An 11,132-nucleotide genomic window follows, 5' to 3' on the forward strand; every position below is an offset into this window, starting at 1 on the left:
TTTGGCGTATACACACTTTCCAGGCGTGCTCTTTCGACCACTCAGACACCTCTCCGGATAAAATTAGTTTGCAAAGGTATAATAATATTGCTTTCACCACCAATAAAAAAGCAAAGCCCCAATTCAGGAGCCCCGCCATACATGAAAACTTTAAACTCAACTAAAAAACATGGCATTTATATTATAGAGTGTTCATGCGGCCTTTGGTTTAATTTGAGTAAAAAATATTTACCCGTAATGCAGATAAATAATTTTAGCTTATGTTTGCTTCGTATTGCCAAAAGGCAGTTTTACACATAAAAAGCTTGTTTAGTTTAAATGCTGAGCATCAACAACATTAAAAAACCTATCGCCGCCGATATTGATGTGTTTGAGGAGAAGTTCAAGGCTTCTATGCAAAGCTCGGTGCCTCTGCTTGACCGCATAACCCATTATATTGTTAAGCGTAAAGGAAAACAGATCAGACCCATGTTTGTGTTTTTTGCTGCCAGCATATGCGGGGGCATTAACGAATCAACGCATCGTGGAGCCGCATTGGTTGAACTTTTGCATACTGCTTCGCTTGTTCATGACGATGTGGTAGATAATTCTTATCAGCGCCGTGGCTTTTTCTCTATCAATGCTTTATGGAAAAACAAGATAGCCGTTTTGGTGGGTGACTACCTGCTGTCGAAGGGCTTATTGTTATCTATCGATAATAATGATTTTCATTTGCTCCGCATTGTATCTGAAGCTGTAAAGCAAATGAGCGAGGGCGAATTGATGCAGATTGAAAAGGTACGCCGAATGGATATTGGCGAACCTGTTTATTACGAAGTGATCAGGCAAAAAACGGCGTCGCTTATTGCGGCATGTTGCGCCTGCGGCGCGGCTTCGGCCGGGGCGTCTGACGAGGTGATTGAAAAAATGCGCCTGTTTGGTGAAAAAATAGGTATCGCTTTCCAGATCAAAGACGATATGTTTGATTTTGGTACCGATGACGTTGGTAAACCGCTTGGTATTGATATCAAGGAAAAAAAAGTTACCCTTCCGCTTATCTATTCATTGGCCAACACTACCGATTCTGAAAAGAAACGCATCATTAACCTGGTGAAGAATCATAATGATGATCCGGCCAAAATTGCACAGATCATCAAATTTGTAAATGAAACCGGTGGACTGAAATATGCTGAAACCCAAATGAAAAAATACCAGGACGAAGCTTTTGAAATATTAAACACTTTTCCCGACAGCGACTCGCACCGCGGACTTGAGCAGTTGGTGAGGTTCACCACCGAGCGTAATAAGTAGGTATTTTCCAACACGTTAAACTTTTAATTTTAGTTTAGCGCCATTATCTTTATGGAATTATAGCTGATTGGGTAAAAGTCATACCGATTTAAAAAAAGTGCTTTGTATGCCGCCCGGTTATGACTTACCCTTAAACTTATTAACTTCGTAAATGCAATCCGTATTCTTAAGCTTTCCTAAAATCACATTTTTTGATATTCTGGATGTGGTGCTGGTGGCCTTTATTATTTACCAGCTTTACAACCTTATCAGGGGTACTATAGCTGCAAATATATTTATAGGCTTCGCGGTAATATTTGCCCTTAACTTTGTGGTAAAGGCACTTGATATGAAACTGCTTACCGTAATACTGGGTAAGTTTGTTGATGTAGGTATTATTGCTGTTATTGTGGTTTTTCAGCAGGAGGTAAGGCGATTTTTGTTGCTGGTAGGTAAAAACGCTTCGTTGCAGCGTAATAAGGCCTGGTGGCAATATTTTTTTGGTAAAACCGAGGTCGAAAAAAATAACTATGCCCGTATCAAGCCAATTATTGATGCCTGCAAAAGCATGAAGCAAACCCGTACGGGAGCATTGATCGTATTCGCCAAATATTACGACGAACAGTTTTATCAAAACAGCTGCGAGGTGGTGGATGCTAAAATATCTAAACGCCTGCTGGAAAGTATTTTTCAAAAAACAAGCCCATTGCATGATGGAGCGGTAGTTATTTCCGAAAATAAAATAAAATCGGCCAGTTGTATTTTACCGCTTACCGAAAAAACGGACCTGCCTGCGCAATTTGGTCTGCGTCACCGTGCCGGCATCGGGGTAACGGAAGCCAATGAGGCTACGGCCATCATTATATCAGAAGAAACAGGCGAACTCTCTTACGCCAAGCAGGGCCGCGTTAAAATGAACATTAGCTTTGCCGAACTGGAAAAAGTACTGAATAAGGATTTTTAAGCTTTTAAGGCTGTTTGCTTATCGAATCTGGTTTAAGCTTACCATAACCTTGTATCAGCATGGTGTAGTGAGTATTTGGGTTGCCGGGTTTAACTATAGGCATTTTATCGTCACTTCGTGTCTTAACTATCGGCATATTGTCAACTACTTCTGCTACCATGACTTCTTTTACCGTAGGCACAGGCGTTGACTCGACTGCTTTAGGTTGAACCGGAGCTATTTTAAACAGATCACTATCACGTTTTGGTTTAAAATATTGATATAAGGAATTACCCGCGGTTTTACCGGGTTGGGTTAATTGCTGTGCTTTTAATTGGGTAGCACCAATTATCATCAGAATAAATAGCCAAATGGTTTTCATAGGTAAAAGGTATGCTAATATAAATAACTATTTATAGATATAAATGTTAAAAAAGGTTATTTAATATTTATCTAATGGCCTTGTCAACCTCATGCTTAGTATCATACTTTATAATACTGCGGGCAGGCTATAACTAAAGTGATAGATTTTATTATTTTTGTGAAAAATTAAAACCGATGAGCGAACTCATTAAAAAGCAAGTAGCCGATGCAAAGGCATTAATGGATAAAGCCATTAACCATGCAGATAGTGAATTAAATAAAATAAGAGCTGGTAAAGCAAATCCATCTATGTTGGATGATGTAGTGGTTGATTACTATGGTAGCCCAACCCCGTTAAGCCAGATAGGTAGCGTTAATACACCAGATGCACGTACTATTGTGGTGCAGCCCTGGGAAAAATCATTATTGCCTGCTATTGAAAAAGCAATTAAAGAAGCTAATCTGGGTGTTAACCCTCAAAATGATGGTATCATCATCCGTATCAATGTGCCGCCACTAACAGAAGAGCGCCGCCGCGACCTGGTTAAAAAGGCTAAAGGCGAAGCTGAAACAGGTAAGGTTGCTGTTCGTAACATCCGTAAAGATGCCAACGAAAAGATCAAAAAATTAAAGACTGAAGGCGTATCTGAAGACGAAATAAAGACAGGAGAGGCTGAAATACAAAAGTTAACCGATGCTTATATAGTTAAGGTTGATCAGCTTTCTGAGGCTAAAGAAAAAGACATCATGACGGTTTAATATTAACCTTATGTCAAATTAAAAGGGAATGAGCTACTTAGCCATTCCCTTTTTTTATTTTTGTTGTTGAAACATGAATGTATTAATTTCTTACCTAAAAAACCATCGCTGGATAGTTGTGTTGGCGCTATTTCTGGCGGCTATGAACATCGGCTTTTCGTTGATTGATCCCTGGATAACAGGCCGAATAGTTGACCGTGTTATTGAGAAACGCACTGTTTTACAATACGATGAATACCTGCACCAGGTGCTGATCCTTATAGCAGCGGCCATTGGGGTTGCTATGGTATCGCGTATAGCCAAAAACTTTCAGGATTACTTTACCAACATTATTACGCAGAAAGTAGGTGCGGCTATGTATGCCGACGGGCTTAAACACTCGTTGGAGTTACCCTACCAGGTTTTTGAAGACCAGCGCAGCGGCGAAACGCTGGGCATTTTACAAAAAGTAAGGCTTGACTGCGAAAAATTTATTACCGCTTTTATCAGTATCCTTTTTGTATCCCTCATCGGGATGATATTTGTTATTGTGTATTCGGTGAGCGTTAGTTACCAGGTAACACTGGTGTATTTTGCTGCCATACCCATCATTACTTTTGTGAGTATGGCCATGAGCCGCCGTATAAAAACCATCCAGAAAAAGATAGTTTCGGAAACCACCGCTCTTGCCGGTTCAACTACAGAATCGTTAAGAAACATTGAGCTGGTTAAAAGCCTTGGCCTGGCCAAACAGGAAATTGAACGTTTAAATAAAACAACCTACAAAATTCTTGATCTGGAGCTTAAAAAGGTAAAATATGTACGCAGTATGAGCTTTGTGCAAGGTACTACGGTGAACTTTGTGCGCAGCGTGATGGTGGTGGTATTGTTACTGCTTATTTTTAAAAACACCATTTCGCCGGGACAATATTTTAGCTTTTTATTTTATTCGTTCTTTTTATTTAACCCATTGCAGGAGTTGGGTAACGTGATATTATCATGGCGCGAAGCTGAGGTATCATTAGCTAACTTTAAAGGCATATTGAGCACTCCGATTGATAAAAAACCGGAGAAACCTGTACTGCTTGAGAAAGTAAATACACTAACTTTTAGCGATGTTAGCTTTAAACATTTAACAGCCAACCGTAACGCGCTTAATCATATTAGCTTTGAAACTAACTCCGGCGAAACCATTGCCTTTGTTGGCCCATCAGGCTCGGGTAAAACTACCCTGGTAAAATTATTGGTTGGTTTATACCAGCCTTTTGAAGGTGATATTTTATACAACGGAACTCTAAGTAAAGATATTGACCTCGATCAGCTGCGTGAACGGATTGGCTTTGTTACCCAGGATACCCAGCTGTTTTCGGGTACCATACGCGAAAACCTGTTATTTGTAAGGCCGGATGCTACTGATGAGGAATGTATGGATGTGTTGCAGCGTGCTGCCTGCCAAACGCTGTTAGCCCGTGCCGATAAAGGCCTGAGCACCGTAATAGGTGAAGGCGGTGTGAAAGTATCGGGCGGCGAAAAACAACGTCTTTCCATAGCTCGTTCATTATTACGCAGGCCGGATATTCTGGTGTTTGATGAGGCTACCTCAAGTCTGGATTCTATAACCGAAGAGGAGATCACCGAAACTATCCGTAATGTTTCGGAGCTTGAAAACCATATTACCATTTTGATAGCTCACCGCCTATCAACCATTATGCATGCCGATAGCATATTTGTGCTTGAAAAAGGCCGCATCATTGAATCGGGCAAGCATCATGACCTGCTGGCTCAAAAAGGACTTTACTATGCCATGTGGCGTCAGCAAATCGGCGAAAAAGACATTGTGGAAGAAACAGAGGTGAAGTAAACTATATTTATTTATAAACAAAGCCGGTAATTTAAGAATTGCTGGCTTTTTTGCATTTGGGGACATCAAGGTTGGTGTAAGACTTACGAAGTTTTTAAAACTTCGTAAGTCTGCTCACTGCTGCATATTGAATTATATACAAAACTATTCTAAAAATAGTAGCATTAAAAATCCCCGATAGTGGCGATATGCCTGGCGGGTTCAATTATATAAGTTTGTACTTTAATTGAAGTGAAAATGAAAAATGTGATAATTACAGGATGCAGCAGTGGATTTGGATTGCTAATGACTAAGCAACTGGCAACAGAAGGGCATACCGTATATGCTACCATGCGTAACATTAAAACCACCAATCAACACGCGGCAGCTGAATTAGCCTTATGGGGTAAGCAAAATAACGTGAACATATTTGTATATGAACTTGATGTTAATAATGAGGAATCGGTAAAGGCAGCAGTTGAATCAATTGCAACACATTGTAATGATAAAATTGATGTTTTGATCAATAACGCGGGTTTAGGAACCGTTGGATTGCTCGAGGAGTACACTGACAAGGAGCTTCAGGATATTTTTGAAACTATGGTATTTGGCCCTAACCGGGTTATTAAAGCTGTATTGTCTTATATGCATCAAAACCGCAGTGGGCTTCTGATTCTTATATCAAGTAGGATGAGCGCTTTTCAATTACCATTTATGGGCGCTTACAGTGCCTCTAAAGCTGCTATTCATGCCATAGCAAAAAATTATAATTATGAGTTAAAGCATGCCGGGATTGATTCTGTTATTGTGCAGGCAGGTTCTTTTAAAACGGATATAAGTACAAAATATATGGCAGTTGAAAGTCGGGCACTTGCCGGTAACTATGGATCGTGGTATGCCAATGCCAGGGATAAAATAATTCGTTTGTTTACTACATACAATCAACCACAGGACACCAGCTTAATTACAAATGCTGTTAGTGAAATTATAGCCACTCCTTTTGGTAAAAGAAAGATAGTTTATCCGGTTGGTGTGGGTAAGCTGGAAGTGCCGATAAACGAAATTAATTCGCGTTCTGAAGACATGTCAGATGAATTGATGCAGAACATCGGCATATAGTGCAAGCTATTGTGTCGATTGTTTCCAGCTGCGGGTGACTAAATGTTTTTATCCTCAATTATCCTGAAAAATTCATCTCGATAGGTATCGCCTACCGGGATAATTTTTTCGCCAATTTGAATGCGACTGCGTTCAATGCTGTCTATTTTATTGAGGGCTACAATATATGATTTATGTACCCGTACAAAATGCCGCTCGGGCAGGGCATCTTCCATTTTTTTCATTCCCTGCAGGGTAATAATGCGCTCGGCAGTGGTAAAGATGGATATATAATCTTTAAGGCCTTCAATAAATAGAATATCGTGCAGGTATACCTTTTGTATTTTATGCTCGGTTTTAACAAAAATAAAATCGGTCGAAAAATCATCTTGTTGCACCGGCTCGGCCGCAACAGTTTTAGCTACAGGTTGTATAATGGTTTGCGCCTTTTGAACCGATTTAAAAAACCTGTCGAACGCGATAGGTTTAAGCAGATAATCAACTACATCCAATTCATAACCCTCCAAGGCATATTGCGGATAAGCAGTTGTTAAGATCACTTTTGCCCTGCCGTTTGATATTTTTAAAAACTGGATGCCTGTAAGTTCCGGCATCTGCACGTCTAAAAATACGAGGTCAACATCCCCGGTTTGTACTAAGGTTAGGGCCTCAATGGGGTTGGTTGTGGCTTTCACCAGTTGCAAAAAAGGTATCTTGGAAATATAATCTTCCAGAATATGCAGCGCTAAAGGCTCGTCATCAACTACCAGGCATCTGATCATTTTGTAAAAATAAGCGTTCTAATGGTTCGTTGTTAATTTTTTTGTTCCGGTTTAAAACAGGAAAGGTTCGGCTAAGTAAATGGGCTATAAAACTATTGATAATTCGCAGGTATAAGTATCGGCTTCGTCTCTTATTTTGAGGGTATGTTTTTCAGGATAAAGCAGGTTAAGGCGACGCTGTACATTGTTTAAGCCTATACCTCCGGATGAATCACGGTTATGCGTATGCTTTTTATTCTGGATAAAAAAATGAAGCTTGCATTCATCAACGTTAATCACCAGTTTAATGGGCGATGTTACATCATTGGCAACCCCATGCTTAAAAGCATTTTCAATAAAAGCAATGAGTAACAGCGGTACAATTTGCTGGTTGGTTACGTTGCCCATCACCTTAAAATCAATAAAGGCCTTGTTCCCAAATCGTATTTTTTGCAGGTCAATGTAATTTTGCAGATACTGTAGTTCTTTACTCAGGTCAACCTTATTATCATTACACTCATACAACATATAACGCATTATTTCCGATAGCTTAAGGATGGCTTCAGGAGTGGTTTCTGAGCGTTGATAGGCGAGCGAGTAAATACTGTTTAAGGAATTAAACAGAAAGTGAGGGTTAATTTGCGATTTAAGGAAGGCCAGCTCTGCGCTTAATCGTTGGTTTTCCAGATCGCGCTGTATACGTTCATTCAAAAACCAGTCGGTAGTGAATTTGAGCACAACGCTTAAAAAGATAAATATAAGACTGCTGAAAATGGTAGCCAAAAAATATGATGGAAAAGGGACGGGCTTCCCCATGTGGGTGAGCACAACATCCTTGTACATTAGGCCAACTGCATATTTGCCAAAGCCATAAAGCACTATGGTACCAATAACAAATGTTGCATATGCCCAATAGCGCTTTTTATCTAAAAAGTTAGGGATGTAGATGAGGAAATTGATATAAAACAAGCTGATATTAATAGCCGGGAAGAGCAGTAGCTTGATCAGTAATTCGCGGTTGGTAACTTCAGAATCGGTATGGGCCAGGTACATTAAAAGGGAAATGATACATAGCCAAAAAAGCAGATGCCAGAATACCTGCCAGCCCACTTTGATAATACGTGATTGTTTTTCCTCTGAAATTATAGCCTCCATCCGCTTTGTTTTTAATCGCCATTTTAATAAAGGGCTACAGGCATCTAATTTAATATTTTGCTCATTATATGTTGGTACATTTATATATAGTATTTCATTTTATCGATGAACTGCCTTTTAAAATCGATGAACGGGTTATTTCATTGAATTGGGCGTTCATCTATAAAGCTATGGCGTTGGTCTAATACATTTTAGGGGGTAAAATATTTAATATTCCTTTGTTGTATCAAAAATCAACTCTCAATGAAAACGCTTATCAAAAACTCAAATCCTTTTGTAATGTTACTGATACCTGTAATGTTCGCCCTTATATTAGGTGTAAGCTATCAGTTTAAACAAAAAAAGGATTCGGCAATAGTTGGCGCTTCAGTGCACGCAACTTCATTGTTTTACAAAGGTGTTACTATGGTTAAAACAGTTTGCTCAATAGCAAAGAGTAACCATGTATGGTAATACATACTGAGGGGTTATCCTTCAACTTCGGCAATCAGCAGGTTATTAAATCATTAAACCTGCAAGTTCCTGAAGGCAGCATATATGGTTTTCTCGGTCCCAACGGGGCCGGGAAAACCACTACCATCAAACTCCTGTTAAACCTGCTAAAAACCCAACACGGCAGCATTCGTATTTTTGAACAGGAGTATCACAATAACCGCATTAATATATTATCGAAAATAGGCGCGCTCATTGAGCAGCCGGCTATATATCATCATCTTACAGGTAAAGAAAACTTACAAAATCGGGCTCTGTTGCTCAAAATACCTGCAACCCGGGTTGGCGAAATGCTTAATCTTGTTCAGTTAAGCGGTGCCGCAAATAAAAAAGCAGGTCAATACTCACTTGGGATGAAACAGCGTTTGGGCATAGCGCTTGCCCTGCTTCCCGATCCCAAACTACTTATACTGGATGAGCCCACCAACGGGCTTGATCCCAACGGTATTATTGAAGTGCGTGAGTTACTGCTCAAGCTGGTATCACACCACAATAAAACAGTTTTTATATCCAGCCATTTACTGGCCGAGATAGAGCGCATGGCCACGCATGTTGGTATTATCGATCATGGTGAATTACTGTTTCAGGGTAGCGTGAAAGACTTGGAGGCCATCAGTCACCCGCAGGTATGTATAGAGATCGATAACACCGTGGATGCCGCAAATTTGCTTAAACGGAAGAACTATACCGTTACTGATGTTACCGAGCAGTATGTATATGTAACCTATGTTTCCAGAGAGCAAATGAGCCTGATGAATACATTGCTTATTCAAAATGGGTATAAGGTGTTCGGCATAATTAAACAACAAAAAGATCTGGAAAAACTATTCCTTGCTATCACTCAAAACGCAGCCTGATCATGATCAATGGATTCCTGCTATCGTTCCGGTCGGAATTTTTTAAAAATCAAAAAACGCTTGGTTTTTGGGCCGCTGTGTTATTACCACTACTTCTTTGTCTGCTATTATTTGTAGGCTTTTATACCAAAAGTGAAAAGCTGGTAAATATGGCACCCATGAAGTTGTGGATGCAATTTGCAGGTGCTATCATAAGAGTGATGGGCTCCTTATTGCTCCCCATGTACGTGATTTTTATAGCTTACGCTGTAAATAGTATAGAGCATGTGGCCGGTAGCTGGAAGAGTTTGTTCAGCTTGCCGGTTTCGCGTTGGGCAGTATATGGAGCCAAATATTTTTACGCCTTGTTCCTGGTGTTATTGTGCCTGGCACTTTTTGTTTTGTTTACCATTGGGTTTGGTAACTTACTAGGCATGGTAAAGCCGCAACTGAGATTTGGTAGCTACCATATGGAAAAAGAGCTATTACTGATTTATTTCAAGCTCTTTTTATCATCATTAGGGATACTTTCTATACAGTTTTTGCTGAGCCTACTTTGGGCCGACTTTTTAAAGCCCATAGGGCTTGGGTTTGTGTGCACCATAGCGGGTGTTATTTTGGCTATTAACAATTGGGAATACGCTTATTTGTTTCCGTACGCGCATCCCTCAGTGGCTGTAAATACTATGATAAGCCAAAGTAATCAGGCAATGGGTAAGCTTCAAATAGATGTTTTTACTAAAGATGTTCCGGTGAGTATCATGATATCCATAGCGGTATTTATCGCCGGCTACTTTATAGTGCTTCGTAAGAGCGTGAGGTAGGTGGGGGGATAATGTGCGGATGTGTAAATGTGCGGATGTGCAGATAATGTGCGGATTTGCAAATGTATAGGTGTGCAGATTCTTTTTAAATGATATGAGGATAGGCTCAATATGTAGCTGGTAATTATTGCAAGTAATAAAGCCTATAGAATTTAATTATAGGATACGCCATTCACTTAACTATACTTCTCTCTTTGTTCAGGGGCTGTATTCAATTTCAATCTTCAGACGACTAATACATAATCAGTATTTACGACCCTAATCTAAATATTGCTATACTTTACAAACTCTATAAAACAAAGAAAGCTCCGGGTTATCCGGAGCCTTCGCAAACAATATTTAATTTAAAATTATTTTTGTTTGAACTGAACACGACGGTTTAATACACGTCCTTCTTCAGTTGAGTTGTCAGCAATTGGGTTAGTTTCGCCAAAGCCTTTTACTTTTACTTTTTTAGCATCAACACCAGAGTTAACTAAGTAAGTTTTTACAGAGTTAGCACGGTCTTTTGATAATTTGATGTTGTGAGCAGCAGTACCTTCAGATGAAGCGTAACCGTCAACTTCAACAGCTTTACCAGATGATCTTAAGTCAGCAGAAGTAGCATCTAATACTGGGTAAGAAGAAGTTCTTAATACTGAGCTATCAAATTCAAACTGGATGTTTGAGTAAGCAGTAGCAGTTGGAGTAGCAACAGTATCTTTAGGGAATACGATAACGCAACCAGAACCGTCAACTACGCTACCTGCAGCTGTACCAGGGCATTTGTCAAATTGATCAGCAACACCGTCACCGTCAGAATCTTTTTTCAGA

12 protein-coding genes are annotated in these 11,132 nt (G+C 39.8%); 8 read left to right on the forward strand and 4 right to left on the reverse strand.

Translation table 11 applies throughout. The annotated features are described in order from the left end of the window. Positions 1–318: 318 nt before the first annotated feature. Complete coding sequence (locus AAGC65_RS21530; protein ID WP_343114527.1) at positions 319–1,290, forward strand: polyprenyl synthetase family protein; 972 nt, start codon at positions 319–321, stop codon at positions 1,288–1,290. Positions 1,291–1,441: 151 nt separating this feature from the next. Then, entirely contained in the window at positions 1,442–2,233 is a 792-nt protein-coding gene (cdaA, locus tag AAGC65_RS21535) for a diadenylate cyclase CdaA (RefSeq protein ID WP_343114528.1), read from the forward strand. Positions 2,234–2,237: 4 nt separating this feature from the next. Here cdaA and AAGC65_RS21540 read toward each other — a convergent pair whose 3' ends face one another. After that, positions 2,238–2,594: a hypothetical protein gene (locus AAGC65_RS21540; protein ID WP_343114529.1), complete on the reverse strand. Its 357-nt coding sequence runs from the start codon at positions 2,592–2,594 to the stop codon at positions 2,238–2,240. Between the two features lie 176 nt (positions 2,595–2,770). Between AAGC65_RS21540 and frr the strand changes: the two genes are divergently transcribed. From frr to AAGC65_RS21555, 3 genes are all read left to right on the forward strand, one after another. Continuing rightward, positions 2,771–3,334 (forward strand): ribosome recycling factor, encoded by a 564-nt coding sequence (frr, locus tag AAGC65_RS21545; protein ID WP_343114530.1) that lies wholly within the window; start codon positions 2,771–2,773, stop codon positions 3,332–3,334. Between the two features lie 73 nt (positions 3,335–3,407). After that, entirely contained in the window at positions 3,408–5,174 is a 1,767-nt protein-coding gene (locus AAGC65_RS21550; RefSeq protein WP_343114531.1) for an ABC transporter ATP-binding protein, read from the forward strand. A gap of 237 nt (positions 5,175–5,411) precedes the next feature. Next, entirely contained in the window at positions 5,412–6,272 is an 861-nt protein-coding gene (locus AAGC65_RS21555) for an SDR family NAD(P)-dependent oxidoreductase (protein ID WP_343114532.1), read from the forward strand. Positions 6,273–6,310: 38 nt separating this feature from the next. Here AAGC65_RS21555 and AAGC65_RS21560 read toward each other — a convergent pair whose 3' ends face one another. Together AAGC65_RS21560 and AAGC65_RS21565 are read right to left on the reverse strand one after the other, a co-directional pair. Continuing rightward, positions 6,311–7,033 (reverse strand): LytTR family DNA-binding domain-containing protein, encoded by a 723-nt coding sequence (locus tag AAGC65_RS21560; RefSeq protein ID WP_343114533.1) that lies wholly within the window; start codon positions 7,031–7,033, stop codon positions 6,311–6,313. An 84-nt stretch (positions 7,034–7,117) separates the two neighbouring features. Next, a complete protein-coding gene (locus tag AAGC65_RS21565; RefSeq protein ID WP_343114534.1) occupies positions 7,118–8,167 on the reverse strand; it encodes a sensor histidine kinase in 1,050 nt (349 codons plus the stop codon). A gap of 243 nt (positions 8,168–8,410) precedes the next feature. On the opposite strand from AAGC65_RS21565, the gene AAGC65_RS21570 reads away from it, so the two are divergent. From AAGC65_RS21570 to AAGC65_RS21580, 3 genes are read left to right on the forward strand one after another with little or no spacing between them, the layout of a single operon-like run. Next, entirely contained in the window at positions 8,411–8,620 is a 210-nt protein-coding gene (locus AAGC65_RS21570) for a hypothetical protein (RefSeq protein ID WP_343114535.1), read from the forward strand. Beyond that, complete coding sequence (locus AAGC65_RS21575) at positions 8,614–9,516, forward strand: ABC transporter ATP-binding protein (RefSeq protein ID WP_343114536.1); 903 nt, start codon at positions 8,614–8,616, stop codon at positions 9,514–9,516. Before AAGC65_RS21570 ends, AAGC65_RS21575 begins: the two co-directional genes overlap by 7 nt. A gap of 2 nt (positions 9,517–9,518) precedes the next feature. Beyond that, a complete protein-coding gene (locus AAGC65_RS21580; protein WP_343114537.1) occupies positions 9,519–10,319 on the forward strand; it encodes an ABC transporter permease in 801 nt (266 codons plus the stop codon). A gap of 350 nt (positions 10,320–10,669) precedes the next feature. On the opposite strand, the gene AAGC65_RS21585 is transcribed toward AAGC65_RS21580, so the two are convergent. Further along, a partial coding sequence (locus AAGC65_RS21585) for an OmpA family protein (RefSeq protein WP_343114538.1) occupies positions 10,670–11,132 on the reverse strand: 463 nt, incomplete at its 5' end.

The sequence above is a fragment of the Mucilaginibacter sp. genome, assembly GCF_039207105.1.
GTDB lineage: Bacteria > Bacteroidota > Bacteroidia > Sphingobacteriales > Sphingobacteriaceae > Mucilaginibacter.